The sequence below is a fragment of the Bradyrhizobium sp. BTAi1 genome, assembly GCF_000015165.1.
Lineage (GTDB): Bacteria > Pseudomonadota > Alphaproteobacteria > Rhizobiales > Xanthobacteraceae > Bradyrhizobium > Bradyrhizobium denitrificans.
In genome coordinates, this window is sequence record NC_009485.1 from 6,913,860 (window position 1) to 6,932,172 (window position 18,313).

The 18,313-nt window shown below is 64.4% G+C and carries 13 protein-coding genes; 5 read left to right on the plus strand and 8 right to left on the minus strand.

From position 1 onward, the window contains the following. Positions 1-16: 16 nt before the first annotated feature. Positions 17-1,489, minus strand: a complete 1,473-nt coding sequence (locus tag BBTA_RS31140) for a benzaldehyde dehydrogenase (protein WP_012046484.1) — start codon at positions 1,487-1,489, stop codon at positions 17-19. Between the two features lie 353 nt (positions 1,490-1,842). Between BBTA_RS31140 and BBTA_RS31145 the strand changes: the two genes are divergently transcribed. Next, positions 1,843-3,606 (plus strand): sigma-54-dependent Fis family transcriptional regulator, encoded by a 1,764-nt coding sequence (locus BBTA_RS31145; protein ID WP_012046485.1) that lies wholly within the window; start codon positions 1,843-1,845, stop codon positions 3,604-3,606. Positions 3,607-3,671: 65 nt separating this feature from the next. Here BBTA_RS31145 and BBTA_RS31150 read toward each other — a convergent pair whose 3' ends face one another. Together BBTA_RS31150 and BBTA_RS31155 are read right to left on the minus strand one after the other, a co-directional pair. Beyond that, positions 3,672-4,505 (minus strand): protein-L-isoaspartate O-methyltransferase, encoded by an 834-nt coding sequence (locus tag BBTA_RS31150; protein WP_012046486.1) that lies wholly within the window; start codon positions 4,503-4,505, stop codon positions 3,672-3,674. A 16-nt stretch (positions 4,506-4,521) separates the two neighbouring features. Further along, entirely contained in the window at positions 4,522-7,959 is a 3,438-nt protein-coding gene (locus BBTA_RS31155; RefSeq protein ID WP_041751001.1) for an AAA family ATPase, read from the minus strand. A gap of 857 nt (positions 7,960-8,816) precedes the next feature. Between BBTA_RS31155 and BBTA_RS40370 the strand changes: the two genes are divergently transcribed. Together BBTA_RS40370 and BBTA_RS41465 are read left to right on the plus strand one after the other, a co-directional pair. After that, positions 8,817-9,224 (plus strand): hypothetical protein, encoded by a 408-nt coding sequence (locus BBTA_RS40370; RefSeq protein WP_148221539.1) that lies wholly within the window; start codon positions 8,817-8,819, stop codon positions 9,222-9,224. Positions 9,225-9,929: 705 nt separating this feature from the next. Next, positions 9,930-10,274, plus strand: coding sequence for a hypothetical protein (locus BBTA_RS41465; protein WP_244424211.1), 345 nt, complete (start codon positions 9,930-9,932; stop codon positions 10,272-10,274). Positions 10,275-10,508: 234 nt separating this feature from the next. Here the strand turns inward: BBTA_RS41465 and BBTA_RS31165 are convergent, their stop codons facing one another. Next, positions 10,509-11,024, minus strand: a complete 516-nt coding sequence (locus tag BBTA_RS31165) for a hypothetical protein (protein ID WP_041751703.1) — start codon at positions 11,022-11,024, stop codon at positions 10,509-10,511. A 137-nt stretch (positions 11,025-11,161) separates the two neighbouring features. Beyond that, a complete protein-coding gene (locus BBTA_RS31170) occupies positions 11,162-12,709 on the minus strand; it encodes an acetolactate synthase large subunit (protein WP_041751704.1) in 1,548 nt (515 codons plus the stop codon). Between the two features lie 271 nt (positions 12,710-12,980). Between BBTA_RS31170 and BBTA_RS31175 the strand changes: the two genes are divergently transcribed. Together BBTA_RS31175 and BBTA_RS31180 are read left to right on the plus strand one after the other, a co-directional pair. Beyond that, a complete protein-coding gene (locus BBTA_RS31175; RefSeq protein WP_012046493.1) occupies positions 12,981-13,553 on the plus strand; it encodes a L,D-transpeptidase in 573 nt (190 codons plus the stop codon). 121 nt (positions 13,554-13,674) lie between these two features. Next, the gene (locus tag BBTA_RS31180) at positions 13,675-14,412 is read left to right on the plus strand and encodes a DUF2927 domain-containing protein (RefSeq protein WP_083780801.1); all 738 of its coding nucleotides are present in this window, start codon (positions 13,675-13,677) and stop codon (positions 14,410-14,412) included. Positions 14,413-14,547: 135 nt separating this feature from the next. On the opposite strand, the gene BBTA_RS31185 is transcribed toward BBTA_RS31180, so the two are convergent. The 3 genes from BBTA_RS31185 to BBTA_RS31195 form a co-directional block, all read right to left on the minus strand. After that, positions 14,548-15,699 (minus strand): M48 family metallopeptidase, encoded by a 1,152-nt coding sequence (locus tag BBTA_RS31185; RefSeq protein ID WP_012046495.1) that lies wholly within the window; start codon positions 15,697-15,699, stop codon positions 14,548-14,550. Next, positions 15,674-16,807, minus strand: a complete 1,134-nt coding sequence (locus BBTA_RS31190) for a DUF898 family protein (protein WP_012046496.1) — start codon at positions 16,805-16,807, stop codon at positions 15,674-15,676. The genes BBTA_RS31185 and BBTA_RS31190 overlap by 26 nt, the downstream gene beginning before the upstream one ends. 216 nt (positions 16,808-17,023) lie before the next feature. Further along, complete coding sequence (locus tag BBTA_RS31195; RefSeq protein WP_012046497.1) at positions 17,024-18,196, minus strand: isovaleryl-CoA dehydrogenase; 1,173 nt, start codon at positions 18,194-18,196, stop codon at positions 17,024-17,026. Positions 18,197-18,313 lie beyond the last annotated feature (117 nt).

Consider the following 18,313-nt stretch of genomic DNA (forward strand, 5'->3'; position numbering starts at 1 on the left):
AGTTGATCGTTCAAGGTCAGAATGGATAGGCTGAGGCCTGCGCCTTGGTGGAAATCCACTGCCACTGAGTGAATTCCTCGATGTCGGCCGGCCCGCCGATCCGACTGCCATTGCCGGACTTGCCACGTCCGCCGAAGGGCGCAAACGGACCACCATTGACCGTCTGATCATTGATATGGAGCTGGCCCACATTGAGCTGCTCGCCAATCGCCATGGCGCGCCCGAGATCCGACGAGATCACGCCCGCTGCCAGCCCGTAGTCGGATGCGTTGGCGAGTGCGACGGCCTCCGCGTCGGAGGAGAACGAGACGACGCACGCGACCGGACCGAAGATCTCCTCCTCGAAGGCCAGCATGCCCGGCTTCACGCCTGCCAGCACGGTCGCCGCGTAGAACCGTCCCTGATGGGTGCCGCCGGCCAGCAGCTTCGCTCCCTTGGCAACGGCATCGTCAACGATCTTCTGGATCGACGCGACCTGATTGTCGCTGATGATGGGACCAAGCGCGACCTGTCCCGTGGACGGGTCACCGACGGGCAGGTGCGCCGCCTTGGTGACCAGCCGCTCCGTCAACGCATCCGCCACGCTGTGATGGGCGAGGATGAGGCCCGTCGCCATGCAGATCTGTCCCTGGTGCAAGAAGGCTCCCCAGGCGGCGTTCGACGCGGCGATATCCAGGTCGGCGTCATCGAGCACGATCAGCGCATTCTTGCCGCCCAGTTCGAGCTGCACCTTCTTGAGATGACGTCCTGCCACTTCACCGACTTTCGCGCCGGCAACGGCCGAGCCCGTGAAGGAGATCATGGCGATGTTCGGATCCCTGCACATCGCCTCGCCGGCCTCGGCCCCGCCAGGCACGACCTGCAGCACGCCTTTCGGAAGTCCCGCATCTTCGAAGATGCGGGCGATGATGATGCCGCCGGCGATGGGCGTGCGCGGATCCGGCTTGTGCAGCACCGCGTTGCCGCATGCGAGCGCGGCCGCGATCGCGCGCACCGACAGCACCAGAGGGAAGTTGAAGGGAGAGATGACGCCGACCACGCCATGCGGCACACGCCGCGCATGATTGCTGCGGCCGTCCATGGCCGGCAGCATCACCCCCATGGGCTGCGTCGCCAGCGTCGCCGCATGACGAATGAACAGCGCGCCGTGCTCGATCTCGATCCCGGCCTTGGGCTGGATCGAGCCGGATTCGCGCATGATCCAAGGAATGAGTTCAGCGCTGTTGGCCTCCAGCAGGTCCGCGGCCTTGTTGAGAATACGGGCTCGCTCGGCGGGCAGCGTCCTGGCCCAGGCCGGCTGGGCGGCGCGCGCCTGCTGCGCCGCGCGGGCAATGTCGTCCGCGCCGCCGACGCCGACCATGGCGATCACGGCGTCCGTTGCCGGATCGCGGACGTCGATGACGCCCGCGGATGTCCCGGCCCAGTCGGCAAAGAACGCCCGGCCTTCCCAGCGGCCCGCATCAAGAAAGGTGTCAGTCTGAATGCTCAACGTCCCATCCTCCGTTAGCTCGCGAACGATCATGGGGCACGCGAGAACGGAGAGGACGGAGCTGTTCAACCAGGCACAACGTCGGTTCGACGCCGCGCCGGTGCCATCGCCAGGCCCGAGCCTCTGACTTCCTCCCGCGTCCGCTGTCGTCGCAGATCGCAAAACGTAGTTCGCAAGGACCGTGCCAGGCCGCCGGGACGTTGTGGCGCACGTCGTCAAAACCGAAATTCTTTTCTTATCTTCAAAGGCTTCCCGGCACGCTTTCGCGGACAGGAGGGCCTGGTTGCCTCCGCTGTGGATTCATGAAAACATGAATCCGGAGTTGGTTGGTTAAGAAAATGATGAAACTTTAGATGGCGGGAAGACGTCAGGATCGGAAGATCTCACTCGCGGAAGCCGCTCAACAACAGGGGCAACGGCCGGACCGAGGCACCAGCCGCGCGCTTGAAGATGGCGCCAGTCCGACGCTGCGGGACCTGACCGAGGTGCTGCATTTTGCACTCGGGGATGGTCGCATCTGGCTGAACGATCAACGCATGGTGCTGATGCAGTCGCTGGTGCTCGGACGCCTTCGCGCCGAGATCATCGATGCGTTCGGCTTCGAAACGGCGCGCGCTATCTTCATGCGGGTGGGCTTCATGCAAGGCGTCCGCGACGCCGAACTGATCAGCCAACGATTTCCGCAGGACGACCTGACCCGCGCGCTCGCTGCAGGCCCCCGCGTTCATACACTGGAAGGCTTCGTCAAGGTGACGACGAAGCATTTCGAGTTCGACCGGACCAAGGGCACCTATTACGGCGAATTCCACTGGGACGATTCCTCCGAGGCCGCCGAGCATGTTGCGGGCTACGGACTGGCGTCCGAGCCGGTGTGCTGGATGCAGACCGGCTATCCCTCGGGCTACACGTCCAAGCTGCTCGGCCGCACCGTCATCTTTCGCGAGATGGAATGTGCCGGAATGGGTGCGCCGCGCTGCCTTGTAATCGGGCGGGAGGCGGAGGCGTGGGGCAAGGACGCTCCGGAGCGCGAATATCTCGGACTCGAGTGGCGCGCACGCCGTCGATCACCGGCGCCACCCCGAGTTCCGTCCCGGGCAAGTCGGCCGGCGCCAGCAATGGACGGCGGCGTCGCCGTAGGCGTGTCGACAGGCTTTCTGCGCACACGGCTGATGATGGAAAAGGTGGCGCCGACCGACGCCACGGTGCTCGTCATCGGCGAATCCGGCGTCGGCAAGGAGCTGTTTGCGAACCAGCTCCACGACATGAGCGCCCGGCGAAGCGGCCCCTTCATCCCGATCAACTGTGCGGCAATCCCCGAAACGCTGGTGGAATCGGAATTGTTCGGCGTCGAACGCGGCGCCTTCACCGGCGCAATCGCGTCCCGGCCCGGCTATTTCGAGCGCGCCTCGGGCGGCACGCTGTTTCTCGACGAGATCTCCTCGCTTGCCTATTCCGCGCAAGGCAAGCTGCTGCGCGCATTGCAGGAGCGCAAGATCGAGCGGGTCGGCGGAGGCAAGACGATCCCGGTCAATGTGCGCGTCGTGGCCGCGGCGAACGTGGATTTGTCCGAGGAGGTTCAGGCCGGACGCTTCCGCCAGGATCTGTATTTCCGGCTCAGCGTGTTTCCGATCCTGATTCCGCCGCTGCGCGAGCGTCGCGACGACATTCCGCTGCTGATGTCGCATTTCCTGCGGCTGTTCAACGCGAAACACGGGCGCAAGGTCCTCGGCTTCACCAGGGCTGCGACCGACGCGTTGCTCGGCTACGGCTTTCCAGGCAATATCCGTGAATTGCAGAACCTCGTCGAACGCGGTGTCATCTTCGCCGATGACGAGCGCCAGATCGACCAGCATCATCTGTTCATCGGCAATGAGCGCCTGTCATCGGCATTGCGGCTGACGGATATGGGACGCGTCGAGCAGGCTCCCGATTCCGCAGCCGACGCAGGGCGGCGTCAACCGTCGTCGCCAGGATCGGAGGTGGAGGCGCTCCGCCACGCGGAGCAGGCGCTCTATGCGAGAGCGCTCGCCGCGGCCGACGGCAACGTCTCAGCTGCGGCACGCGCGCTCGGAATGAGTCGTGCCAAGCTCGAATATCGCCTCAGAAAACAGCGGTGAACCGCAATCGCCTGTGGATCAAAGCCCCTTCTCGGCGAGCGATCCCGGCGTAATCCACCAGTCGCTCACGACGATCTGCGGGTCTTTCTCCGGAGCGGCGTTGTCGAAACCTGCGAGGGTAAGCCGCGTTCAATGTCACGACAAAACAGCGGCGAGAGAGCGGAGGCCTGCGCCCACCACGCTGTCAACTGCGCGTCGCCGTCCGGATCGCCGCGCCCTGCGCACGGAAAGATCTCGATCCCGCAGATCGTATCTGCTCGATATCCGCCTGGCGACCGTGCGATCTTGACCACCCGCCCCTGCCTGTCCGGCCCCGTCAACGGCACCAGAAGACGACCGGTCCGTCCGAGCGAATCGATCCACGATTGATGTGGATAGCCGAACCCGGCGTGGACGACGACGACATCGGCCGGCCCGGGTATCGCCTCGAACCCGTCGCCATGCACGACCTCGACATTTCGCCAATCGCGCAGATTGGCTTCGGCGCGCGCGACGAACGCCTCTTCACAGTCGATCGCAATGACCGTTCCACGCCTGCCGACCAGCTCGGACAAGATCGCCGCGTAGTAGCCCAGCCCACATCCGATCTGCACGACGCGCTCGCCTTCCTTGATGTCGAGCACGTCGAACACATGCGCCCACAGGCTCGGCAGCCCCGTATCGAGCTGGCGGCTCTCATCGATGGCGACGAGCACATCCGAATACAGATGGATCGGATCCGCGCTTTGCGTGCTCCAATAGTCGCGCACCGTGCCGCTCCGGATGCGCCACGGTCCCTGGTCCAGGAAGCGCTCGCGGGGAACGGTGGCCAAGGCCTGCACCAAGCGCGGCGATGTGATCTTCTCGTTGCGCGCAATTTCATCGGCGTAACGCCGGCGGGCCGCCGCAACATCGCTCATCGAGCCGGTCTCCTGATCACATCGACCTCAGCTCGGCCAGCAATGTCGACGCCTTTGTGACGTCGGCGGTGCTGACTCCTTCGTCGATCTTGCCGACGATCGGCGCGAGCAAGTCGAGCGCCAGCTGATGCTTGCCGATGTCGCGCCAAAGCATCGCCTGGCTCACGGCGGTTCGGAGCTCCCACGCCACCGCGTTCTGCTTGCGGGCGATATCGAGCGCGAGCGCGTAACAATCCTCCGCATCCTGCAACGCCGTCGGGCTATCGAGGGTCTGGGTAATCTCGCCTTGCAGACGATAGACCTCGGCGAGGAAAAATCTCTCTTCGTTCCGCTTCGCGATTGAGAGCGCATCATCCAAGGCCCTCAATGCAGCGTCTGGACGGCCGGCGCCAAAATACGCACTCGCGAGCATACTCTCGAACCATGATGTCGCAAGCCAGGAACCTGTCGCCTTATAGGCATCAAGGCCCGAGCGTATGAGGTTCAATCCCTCATCGATCTGACCGAATTGAGCGAGCGCCCAGCCCTGCAGGATGGTCGCCTGGTGCCTCCAATGCAGAAATCCGTGTTCGGACGAGACCACCAGGGCCCTCTTGGCATAGTCCATCGTTCCTTGGACGTCCTTGAGGTGCTGGCACAGATAGGCGCCGAACTCCCACGCAAACGCGAGCGAGAATGGATGCCGCTTCTGCTCCGCATAGGAGATCGCCTGCTCGATGGCGCGGCGCGCCGTCTCCGGGCGACCGAGAAACCACTCGACATATCCGCGATAGGCCAACAGGACGATGCCGGGATCGATCGCGTGGATCTCGGCCAGGTGATTATGCAGATTGGCGTCATAGAGACGAATGCCCTGGTCGACGTGATGTCGCGCTTCGGCGAACCGACCTTGGTAGAGCATGGTTTGCGCGGTCGCTCGTTGGGCCTCGATCAGATAACCCGTCTTCTCAAGAGCTTCCTCCGCGGTCTCGTCCGGGTCCGTGCGCGTCGCGAAGGCCAGCAGATCGCCACTCAGATTGTCAGCTCTCGCCAAATTGGCGCGAATGAAATGATAGACCCAGAGGCCGCGCATCGAGGCGAAGATGGTGGGCTTGTCGTTGCACTGCTGACCAAGCGCGAGCGCCCTTGTATAATTGTCCTCGACCTCCTGCACCGAATAGCCCTTGCCTGCGATCAAGGCCGCTCCCAACGCCACGCGCAGAGCGAGCTCGGAGTCGTCGCGCTCCTGCATCTGCGGACTGCTCCGCACCACTTCGAGACCGCGTCGAAGGTGGCCGATCGCTTCAAGATTGGCGCCGGCCTTCGCAGCCTGCCTGCCGGCCTTCAACCACAGACCGACCGCGACCTCGCTCTGCCCCGATTCCGTGAAGTGATAGGCCAGAAGCTCGGGTTCGCGCTCGGAACGCTCCGGGTACATCTCGGCAAGAACGACCGCGATCTTCGCGTGAAGCTTCTTCTTCTCGCTGTGCAACAGGCTCGAATGGGCCGCATTCTGAATCATCACATGCTTGAAGAGGTAGACCGAGTCCGGCGCCTGGGCCCGGCGCACGATCAGACCGGCACCTTCGAGGTGAACCAGCGCGGCGTTGAGCTGCTCCTCGGCCAGATCCGCCACGGCGCGGATGATGCTGTATGAGAACTCCCGGCCGATTGTTGCGCCGATTTGCGCGACGCGCTTGAACGGCCCCATGCGATCGAGCCGGGCCATCAGGGAGTCGGTCAGCGTGGCGGGAATGGCGAGCTGACGAAACGCACCGGAAGCGAGCTGCTGCCCGTCCTTCTCGCCCTCGGCACTCGACTCCAGCACCGCCTTTGTCAGCTCCTCGACGAACAGCGGGACCCCGTCGGTCTTGACGATGATTTCGTCGACGAGCTCCTTTGGCAGCGTCTTCGGACCGGCGACCCGCTCCACCAGGATCGTCCGCAGCTGCAGACTGAGCCGGTTGAGCGTCAATGTCGTAATGTGGGAATGCGCGGTCCAAGCCGGCTGAAACTCGGGCCGGGATGTGATGACGATCAGAACGGGTTCGTTCTGAATGCGATCGGCGAGCAGCTCGAGCGCTTCATGAGACGTCGGATCGATCCAATGCGCATCTTCGAGGACAACCAACAGCGGCTTGTCACGGGCCAGCCCGATAAAGTAGTCCGCCAGCGCACCGACCGTCGCGTCTCGCTGCTGCTGGGGAGAGAGCACGAGGGGCGGGTAGCGATGATGCGTAGGGATCGACAATAAGGCCGCAAGCAACGGGGTCACCCGAACCGCCTCAGTACCGCAAGCGAGGATTGCCGCTTCGAGCCGGGTCAGGACGTTCTCCGACGAATCGTCGTGATCGAGTCCGATCGCAAGCTTCAGGTGCTCAGCGAAAGGATAGAGCGCCGTGCTGGTGTAATAGGGAGAGCACTGAAACGAGACCTGCCCATGCGGCTCGCCGGCGATCTGCTCCCGCAACTCCTGGACGATGCGCGATTTTCCGATTCCCGCTTCGCCCGACAATATGACGACCTGACCACCGCCCCTTCTGGCCTCCTGCCAGCGCATGAGCAGCAGCGCGATTTCTTCCTCACGGTTCACGAGCGGCGTCAGCTTGGCTCCGACCGCCGCAGCGAACCGGCTCTCTACGCGCGACGGGCCGACCACTTTCCAAGCCTGGATTCGCTCCGAGATCCCCTTGAGCAGATGCCCACCGAGGCTTTCATAGTGAAACCTTGCATTCACGAGAGACTTGGTCGACGAGGCGATGATGACGCCGTTGGGCGGCGCCAGTCCCTGCAATCGGGCGGCGAGGTTGGGCGTTTCCCCGACCGCGGAATCGCGCTCCTCGGTGCCCTTGCCGATCAGATCGCCGACGACGACCGGGCCGGTCGCAATCCCGATCCGGACGGCAAGCGCTCCCGTGAAGACGCGGTTCGGCTCCTCGGACTGCGCTGAAATCGCGCGCACGATCTCGAGCCCGGCGCGAACGCCGCGCTCGGCATCGTCCTCATGCGCATTCGGGTAGCCGAAATAGACGAGAATGCCGTCTCCGATGTAGCGGGCGACGAACCCCTCATAACGTCCCAACACGGCGACACAGGTCTCGCGGTAGGCGGCGATGATGTCGCGGACATCTTCGGGATCGAACCGTTCCGAAAGCGACGTCGACCCCACGAGGTCGCAGAACATCACGGTCAGCTGCCGCCGTTCAGCGCCGGACGTGACGCCGGAGGCTCTACGGCCATTGACCACAAGAGTGCTGCCGGCGCCGTTGTCGAGAGCCGCGATCGCGCGCTGGAGTCGCCGGCGGTCCCCGATGGGCAGGCCAAGTTGTGCCAGATCGGATTCGGTGAGATCGGCAACGACATCCAGGTCGATGCACTGCCGCTCGAACAGGCCGACATATTGGCCAAGGCCAATACTCTCGAGCCAGTTTTTCAGACCGCTCTGGACTTCAACGCTTGGTTCTTCCTCAGCCATTACCAATCCGTGCGGCCGTATGATCGGACACCAAAAGATAGCACCGCAAGTACATTATGCAAAAGTTCAGAACTGTTTCTGTCTCGGACCAGACTTCATCGCTAGTGGACAGTCTGCGCGCCGCACTTGATCTTGGATGCATTTGGCAACACTAGGCAGGTTACGCCATCCTATCGGATCATGCCGTCAAGGTCTTGGATTTCGGGCCGATCACAGAGCTTTTGGCCCGCCTGGCGCGACCATGAGGGGACAGCACGCCCCTGCCCGACACCATGCCTTCACGGCAACGCGATGGCTCGGTGGCCGGAAGGACATCTCGCTCCAGACACTTATATAATTCACTCAGCGAAAGTCGCCGCGCCCCGGCTCGCCCGCCGCGACCCGGCAACTACAGCCGTGTTGCCACGTCACCAGCTCAGATCGAGCTGATAGATTCCCACTCCGCGCGCTCAAAGACTGAGCAGAACAGCACACACGCTGAGGAGCGGTGCCGAGCCGCTGCCCAGCCAGGGCACCTCGACCATATCACAGCGGCCGCGACCGCCCGACCTCCATTTGCAGGTCGGGCGATCGCGGCGGCATCATCCGCCTGCCCCTCGTTCTTTGTTCGTTCTTGATGCGATCGGCGCTCCCCGTCCAGAGGCCACCAGTCATAGCGGGACCCGACAGAGAGCCTCCGTGACACGCGGCCACCGACGCACAGCGCGGCAGCGATCCTTTGGCTTGCCGGATCGGTCTCTCCGACAATGCGCCCCCATGCCTGCATCGTCGACCGGTCGGATTTCGATGCGCTGCACCTCCATTTCTGATGCAGCCCATGACCACCGCCGATGTACTGACAACATCCGCGTTTGGTGTTGGACGCCCCTGTCGCCATCGACGATCATGGCGGGACAGAACACCCTGGCCGCGCCAGCAAAGACAGCTTGCAGCAGCGTCCGTTCGCAAAGGCCCGACGCGATATCGCGCCCAAACTTCAACGGCCGATGATGCCCGGCCATCCAACGCAGATCAGTCAATCTCGTCTTGATTCTTTTCTCGCCAGCAAGCAACGTCCCGGGGTTCATTTGGCTAGAATCAGTTCAAAGGGAATTGCAATGGCCCTCAAATACCTAGACCCCAAACTTTTGAGCGAGAAGCAAAAGGCGGAGTTGAGGAAAGTCCTCAACACGCAACTCAAGGAGATCCAGGACAAACTGAACGAAATCGATCAGCTGAGCGACAAGCCGAAAGCACCCAAGAAGACCAAGAAGACCAAACGGTAAGGCCCAGCACAGGGCGAGAGGCGGCGCGGCTAGACCGGCGCGGGTGGGCATTCGGAGCTGAGCGGCTCATCCCGACAAATCTTGTTTGCTGAGGATGATGTTTACTGAGGATGGCATTCGTTGCCGGACACCCATCCTCGTCGGCTTTGGTTCAGCCCGTCCATGTTGTTCGCGCGCGGTCAGGCCGCGTGTCGGCAAGTCAACCGCAAACCTCCTACCTCCCCCGGCCTCGCTCTCGCTTTGTTCATGACTGGGCTCCGGCCCTCGCCTCGAGGCCGAACTGCTGATCGCCAACGCGCTTGGTGGCCATCGGTGAGCTCCGCACGTCCTTTTTTCGGCTTCATCAAACCGAGCTCCCACGACCTCCTCGTCGAACCGTTCGCCATCACCTGATCGCATCAATTGTCAGGCTGGACCTCGCGAGCGGCCGCTTGTCGCAAATGCGTCATCTGATCCGGCAGCGGGCCGTCATCGAGCTCGCGGATGGGCCTGCCGGGCATCGGCGGGGCTCATGATCGCCCGGTGAGGCCATGATGACGTGATCGGCATCCTGCTTGCGGTTTGCCGGCGGGCCGGTGCGCAGCGCAAATCGCGAGCGACGGCTTCGGCCCTGACCATCGAACGGCCCCGCGAGGGTCGAACAGCCGGCGGCATCACGCGAATTCATGTGCATAAGCCCCCTGCGTCCACCGCAGGCGTCACAGAATGCGCCTGCTGCTGTCCGTGGCGGCGGCGCAAGGCGGCTTTTGCAGGGCGGAACTCTCACGTTTTCCTGATTCCCGCGTCAGAACGCCGCGGGACGAATTCGCCTATGGTCCCGCGCGTTTCCAACCCACGGAGGTTTTCCGCATGCGTAAACTGATCATCGCCACCGCCGCGCTCGCATTCGTCTCGTCGGCTGCTCTTGCCCAGTCGACCGAGAAGCCGATGACGACCACCGGCCAGGCGGCCAAGGGTGGCGACGCCATGAGCGGCGGCGACGACATGAAGATGAGCAAGACGAAGAAGAAGGCGGCCAAGAAGACGTCCGGCGACGGCATGTCGAAGTAGCCCCTCAGCGCGGGCGTGCCTCTCTTGGGCACGCCCGGCGCCCGCCGCCCCGCGCGGCAGATGCGTCGCCCCTCGCTCCTCTTCCATCCAATCCAGGCCGCGTTCGATCCGCCACCGGCCGCGGCACCACCGACTGATCCGGCCAGATCATCACGCGCAGGCGCGTCATGACGTGAGCTCGTCGTTGCAGCGCGATCGTGCCGAGATCCGGTTGTCGCTTTCCCGGATCACGCCCTATAGAGCGGTCAGTCCGAGCTGCTGCAATCGCCCGGCGAACCAGGCCGACAGCGGCGGATCGATCCGCGCGCCGACATAGACCTCGGGTGTCAGCACGCTGCGGCGGTCGAGAATCAGCAGCACGCCGATCCAATAGGCAAACCAGAGGTGCGGATCGGTGAGCGCCATCAGCTTGTGACGGTCATGCGCCAGTGGCTGATGATTGCCGGCCTTGCGCACCTCGACCGCGAGCAGATTGTCGGGGACGCCCCGCTTGTGCACCACGACGTCTGGGTAGATCGACTTGGCCAGGTCGTCGTCGGTCGAGACGATCGACCCCCTCGGCAGCAGCATGGCGCGGTCGCCGAGGCGATTGTAGTCACAGTCGACATCCCAGCCGAGGAAGTTGCGCTCGATATGCACCGCCAGGCGGTGCGTCAGGGTGCGTTCGCCGAGATCCCGATCCAGGATAAAGCGCTCGCGCGCGTAGAACTCCTGCAGCGCAGATATCAGCCGGTTCAATTCGCTGTGCATGCCGCCCAAACAGAACAAACGATGGAGACGCCCCCATCAACACGTGATCGGGCTGAGTCGCCAACCATCAAAATGCGGCAATGACGCTGCCATCAACCGGCGGCCGATTTGCGGCCGCCGATTGCGGGCGAGTACACTTACATCTGCACTTCGATCAGGCGCGGGCCAAATTCCGCATTCGCCTCGGCCAGCGCCGCATTGAACTCGTCGGCCGTGGTGACGGCGCGGCCGGGAACACCCATGCCCTTGGCCATGGCGACGAAGTCCAGCGTCGGTCGGTCGATCTTGAGCATGTCCTGGGCGCGCTGGCCGGGTTGGCCGGCCCCGACGCCGTCGAACTCGCCGCGCAGGATCTGGTAGATCCTGTTGGCGAACACCACCGTCACGACGTTGAGGTTCTCGCGCGCCTGGGTCCACAGCGACTGGATCGTGTACATCGCACTGCCATCGCCGACCAGGCACATGACCTTCCGATCCGGACAGGCGACCGCGGCGCCGGTCGCGACCGGGGTCGAGAAGCCGATCGAGCCGCCCATGTTCTGCAGCCAGTCATGCGGCTTGGCGGCTGCGGTCGGCGGGAAGAAGCCGCGCCCGGTGGTGATGGATTCATCGACGATGATCGCATTCTCCGGGATCGCATAGGCGATCGCCTGGGCGATCGTCGTGTGATTGAGCGCCCCGGTCGGCTTGATCAGCTCGGCGAGCTGCTGCGGCTTCACGTCCTGGGCCTTGGCGCCGAGATGGTCGGCGAGCGCCTCCAGCGCGGCGGCGGAATTCTCGCCCCAGGCGGTCATGCGGTGCACCTCGGTGCCCTCGGCCTTCAGCACGCTCGGCTTGTTCGGATAGGCGAAGAAGGCGACGGGATCGTTGGCCTCGACCAGCACGATGTGCTTATAGTTTTTCAGGATCGGCAGCGCCTGCTCGATGACATAGGGAATGCGGTCGATCGAGAACCGTCCCGCCCCGCGTGCCATCCGCGGATGATAGGTCTGCCCCATCACCCGGCAACCGGTCTTGCCGGCGATGCGCTGGGCGAAGGCGAGACCCTGCTCGGTCAGCGCGCCGGCGGTCATCAGCACCAGCGTCTCCGGACCGTGGGCGTGCAGGATCTTGGCCGCCTTCTCGACGGCGTCGGCCGAATAGCTCGGACGCTGCGTCTCCGCCGGCACGTCGGCAATACCGTCGGCCTCGTTCCAGGCGGTGTCGGCGGGCAGGATCAGGGTCGCGATCTGCGGCGGCGCACTCCGGGCGGCGGCGATCGCGGCGGCGCCGTCCGCGGCCACCGCCTTGGCGCTTGGCGACGTCCGCACCCAGTCGGACATCGGCCGCGCCAGGCCCTCGATGTCGGAGGTCAGCGGCGCATTGAAGCCGATATGGTAGGTCGCGTGCTGGCCAACGATGTTGACGATGCCGGAACGTGCCTTCTTGGCATTGTGCAGATTGGCAAGACCGTTGGCCAAGCCCGGGCCGAGATGGAGCAAGGTGGAGGCCGGCGTTCCCTTCATACGGAAATAGCCGTCGGCGGCGCCGGTGACCACGCCCTCGAACAGGCCGAGCACACAGCGCATGCCCTCGACCCGGTCGAGCGCCGCGACGAAATGCATCTCGGAGGTACCCGGATTGGTAAAGCAGACGTCAACGCCCCCCGCGACCAGGGTCCGCACCAGGCTTTCCGCACCGTTCATCATGTTCTCCCGTTGATCCCGCGCGTTGTCTTGCAAGGTGAGGCAGATCAATCATTGTTCGCCTGCGGCGTCAAAGGGCGCAGCCGCATTGCAGCCATCGCGGCCATGCCGATGCCGGGCGTCGCAGGCCGGAGCAGGCAGGACCGGGATCGCCGTGGGATTTGGGCCACGGGACCAGCACCGCCGGCCAGCCTCACGGCGCCGTGGGTTGCGAAACACGGACGTTTATGGCCTGTCTGCGATGCAATTGGATTGATCTCAGGGGATGGAAATGAAGCGGTCTATTGCTTTTGGAATTGCTGCGGTCGCGTCGCTCGCGAGCACCGCAATGGCGCGTGCGGAGTTCTTCGATTCGCGTGACGTCTTCGGCGGCGGGCCGAACTTCTTCCAGGGCGGCGTCAGCCCGATTCCACGGGAGACGGTAATGTTCCAGGGCCAGTATGCGCCCGGCACCATCGTTGTGAGCACGTCAGAGCGCCGGCTCTATCTGGTGCTGGGGAACGGCCAGGCGCTGCGCTACGGCATCGGCGTCGGCCGCGATGGGTTCCGCTGGAGCGGCGTGCATCGCATCACCGCCAAGAAGGAGTGGCCGGCCTGGACCCCGCCGGCACAGATGCTGCGCCGCCGTCCCGATCTGCCGCGTCACATGGCGGGCGGCATCGAAAACCCGCTCGGCGCCCGCGCGATGTATCTCGGCTCCACGCTGTACCGCATCCACGGCTCCAACGAGCCGGAGACGATCGGCCAGGCGGTGTCGTCGGGCTGCTTCCGCATGACCAACGAGGACGTCGCTGACCTCTATGATCGCGTGGCGGTCGGCACGACCGTGATCGTCAAGAACTGAGAGCTGGACCCACCCGATGCCGCGCCGGCGGACCGCTGATGCCGACCACGGACCCGCCCGCACCGGGCGGGCGTTCCTGCGGCTGGCGGCCGCCGCGCTGAGCCTGCTTGCGGTGACGACGATGCCGCTGCCGGCCTCGACGGCGGAGATTCCGGCGATCGCGGCCCGCCAGCGTGCCGAGAAGAAGAGCTTCACCGACGCCGAGATCACCGACGGCTTCTTCAAGACCGCGTTCGGCGCCGAATATCACCTCGCCGGACGGGTCGACCGCATCAGGAAGTACAGCACGCCGGTCCGGGTGTTTGCCGATGGCCGCCGCGCCGACCGCAAGGCACAGCTCGCCAGGGTGATCGGCGACATCGCCGCGCGCGTGCGCCATCTCGACATCGCGATGACCGAGACCGACGGCGACGCCAATGTCCGCGTCAAGCTGGTGCGCGACCGCGACCTCTACCACACGATCAGCCAGTCTTATGGCAGCGAGCGCGCGCGCGAGATCAAGAGTTCACTCGACCCGCAATGCCTCTCCGGCTTCCGCAAGAACGAGGCCTTCGAGATCGAGCATTCCGACGTCATTCTGACGGTCGACAACGGCGATTTCGTCTTTCTCGACTGCGCCTATGAGGAGCTGTTGCAGTCGCTCGGGCCGATCAACGACACCGCGAGCGTGCCCTGGACGATGTTCAATGACAACGTCTCGATGGGCTATTTCGACGTCTACGACCAGTACATCCTCAACCTCCTCTATGATCCGCGCGTCAAGGCCGGCATGACGCTCGCCGAAGTCAAGGCGGTGCTGCCGGACGTGCTCACCGACGTCCGCGTCTGGGTGAAGAAGGTCAACAATCTCCCGGAATGAGGAGCGCAGGAGTTTGGGGTGGAAGCGATCGGTTGTGAGGCCGGACAGCACCTCGATCCACCATTGTCGTCCCGGGGAAGTCCGGACTCGCGATCCGGCAGGCTGAGTGACAGCTTCTTCCAGCGCAGCGCCAACTCAGGACGGCCTGCAAATCCCCTTCAACGCGCGCCACTCCTCGGCGCTCAAGAGCGGCGGGCCGCTGGTCGGGCGGTTCTCGGCGCGCATGCGGGCCAGCCGGTCCTCACTGAGGGGATGGCTCGCCCAGAGCGACAGCGTGCCGTCCTCCTTGCCGGTGATGCGAACCATCAGTTCACCCATTGGTCGCGTCGGACGTCCGAGCTTATGCATCACCTGGATTGCGAAGCTGTCGGCGGCCTGCTCCGCCTCGCGCGAATAGGACGCGTCGATCATGGCGCGCGAGGCGAAGATCGCGGCGCCAGCGCCGGTGACGTCGCCGAACAACAGGCCGATCAGGAACGAGCTGCCGCCATTGTGGATCAGCTGCCGCAGGTTGTCGCGGTGTTTGAGATGGCCGAGCTCATGGGCCAGGACGCCGGCGACCTCGTCCGGGTCGTTCGATTTGTCCAGCAGCCCGCGAAACAGGAAGATGCGTCCGCCCGGCAGCGCGAACGCATTGGGAATCGGCGTATCCAGCACCTGCGAGGCGATGCCGTCGTCGAGGCCCGCCGGCCTGCGCAGCGCCGTGACCAGCTTGGCGAACGCCGCCTGCCCAGCCGCCTCGCTGCAGAGCTTGTCGCCGAACAGCGCCTGGATCTGCACCACGGCCGCCTCGCCGAGATGCCGCTCCATCCTCGGCGGCACCAGGGGTGTCAGCCGGTCGGCTGCAAAAGGCAGCACCACCAGAACGACCGCGACGATCGAGGCCGCGGCCGCCAACGACCAGCCGACGATGCGCGCGATGGTGCCGCGGGTGATCCTGTTCTCGTCGATGCGGCTGCAGCGCGCGCACAGCTCCGCCGCCAGCGCCGGGTCGCGGATCTCGAGGCGGGCCAGCGGTGACGCCGACAGGCAACTGACGCGCAGCGTGCCGGTTGGACCATCGACCCGGCGGATATCCTCGTAAGGCCACGACACGAAATTGTCGGGGCTCCGCAACACGAGCTGGTTGGCAAGGCCGAGGATGACGGTTTGACGGCGGTTCGACAGTCCGTCGAAATAGGTCGCGGGGCCGCTCGGCGGAGCAGCGTCCTGCGCAGCCGACGTGCCGCCGACAACACCATCTGCGGGGGTGGGCTCACGATCAGAAGCCGGCGACGTCGAGCCCATCGGCAAACCCTTCGCCCAGCGCGCTGGCCAGATCGCCCCTGGCGGCGACATTGGCCATGGCCTCGATGCCATACACCCGAACCGAGTCCAGCGCGACCGCCCACATGTCGCGCACCAGATACAGCCGCATCACGACGTTGACCGCCAGGATCAGCGCGATGTAGCCAGGCACCATCGCGACCACCAGGAGCATCTGAGTGGCCAGCGCCTGGGCCTGCGGCAGACCGTCTTTTCCCAGCCCGAGCAGGCTCGTGCCGAGCGCAATCACGGCGCCCAGATAGATCACGTAGACGAGCGACAGCAGGATGAACCAGCCGATCACCTTCCAATAGAGGCCGTGGAACGCATTCACGGGAAGGCTCGATTCCAGGCGCACGCCGCCGAACCGGATGCCCGACAGCCACCAGCGCCACTCCACGGCCTTGAACTGCGCATAGACGAAGGGCAACAGCGGAAACAGCAGGATCGCGAATGGCGCAATCAGCCACAGATACCAAACTTGCTTGAAGAACTCCCAGCCGCGTCCTTCGAAATCACCGCGCAGATCGCCGTAATGCGAATGCCGCATCTTGTAGCGTTCGAGCGCAGCCGCCCGCCACGGCCACGCCAGTCCGAGCGTCAGCACGGCCAGCAGCGTCCACAGCATCGCGCGCCCGGCATAGGCCCAGCCCGAGCCATCCATCCAGAACCGCACGCCGCGCCACACCGTGCGCGTCAGGCGGTAGCGACGCGCGCGATAGATCGCGAACTGGCCGAACGCGTAGAACGAGATCAGCAGCGGAATGCTGGCGAAGCCCTCGTAACGCTCGGCCTCCACAGTGACGAGAAAGTAGGCAAGGTAGATCGGGACCAGGATGGCCATCGCGAACAGGAAGCCGATCAGGAGCTCCTTGCCGCGACCGGTATATTCGGCGGAATCGCCGTCGACCGATGTGTTGACCCACAGGTGCCGGCGAATGTCGGTGGCCAGCCAGAACCGATAGAACCCGAGCGTAATCAGTTCGATGGCCGCACCGCGGCTGACCAGTCGAAAGAACTCGCTGCGCGCGCCGGAGAAAGTGACAGAGAGCGGCGGAAGCGGCGGAGGCTGCTGCGGAACGAAACTCATCTGGTTCACGGCTCACGACTCCGACACACGCAACGACATGCAAAATACCTCGGAGATTCGTCGCCGCGGCGAATCCGAGGTTCGAGGTTGGTGACGCATTTTGTACGCAAGTCGGCCGGAAAAAAACACCGGCCGGGGCGACACGCGAATAAATATCTGCAGCCCAGCCGACGGGCGAGCGCAGGCATCCGCCTGCGTCGCCGATACGGCGGCGGCTTATGACGTCTTGTCGAACAATTCCCGCCCGATCAGCATGCGGCGGATCTCGCTGGTGCCGGCGCCGATCTCGTACAGCTTGGCATCCCGCAGCAGCCGACCAGTCGGATAGTCGTTGATATAGCCGTTGCCGCCCAGCAGCTGGATCGCGTCCAGCGCGCACTGCGTCGCCTTCTCCGCGGCAAACAGAATGGCGCCGGCGGCATCCTCGCGCGTGGTTTCGCCGCGATCACAGGCCTTGGCAACCGCATAGACATAAGCGCGCGCGGCATTCATCGTCGTATACATGTCGGCGACCTTGCCCTGGACCAGTTGGAAGGTGCCGATCGGCTGGCCGAACTGCTTGCGCTCATGCACGTAGGGCAGGACCACGTCCATGCAGGCCTGCATGATGCCGAGTGGACCTGCCGCCAGCACCGCGCGCTCGTAGTCAAGCCCTGACATCAGCACGTTGACGCCGCGGCCGACCTGCCCCAGCACGTTCTCCTCCGGCACTTCGCAGTCCTCGAACACGAGCTCGCAAGTATCCGAGCCGCGCATGCCGAGCTTGTCGAGCTTCTGCGCCGTGGAGAACCCCTTCATGCCCTTCTCGATGATGAAGGCGGTGATGCCGCGCGGTCCACCTTGCGGATCGGTCTTGGCATAGACCACCAGCGTTTCCGCCACGGGACCGTTGGTGATCCACATCTTGCTGCCGTTGAGCACGAAGCGGTCGCCGCGCTTGTCGGCGCGGGTCTTCATCGACACCACATCGGAGCCGGCCTGCGGCTCCGACATCGCCAGCGAGCCGACATGCTCGCCGGAGATCAGCTTGGGCAGATATTTGCGCTTCTGCGCTTCGTTGCCGTTGCGGCGGATCTGGTTGACGCAGAGATTGGAGTGGGCGCCGTAGGACAGGCCGACCGACGCCGAGGCGCGCGAGATCTCCTCCATGGCGATGCAGTGCTCGAGATAGCCCAGGCCGGCACCACCATACTCCTCCTCGACCGTGATGCCGTGCAGCCCGAGTTCGCCGATCTTGGGCCAGAGGTCACGCGGAAACTGGTTGGAGCGGTCGATCTCGGCCGCGCGCGGGGCGATTTCGTTCTGCGAAAAACCGGCCACCGTGTCGCGGATCGCATCGGCGGTCTCGCCGAGGTCGAAATTGAACATGCGTTGCGCGTTGGCGATCATGACAGCGGCCTCCTGCTTATCTTCTGCTTTGCAACAAATCGGCGTAGCCATATTCCGTGACGTGGCGCTTGTCACGCCCGGCGTCCAGGAAACAGCAGCGCCGCAGCGCAAGATCCC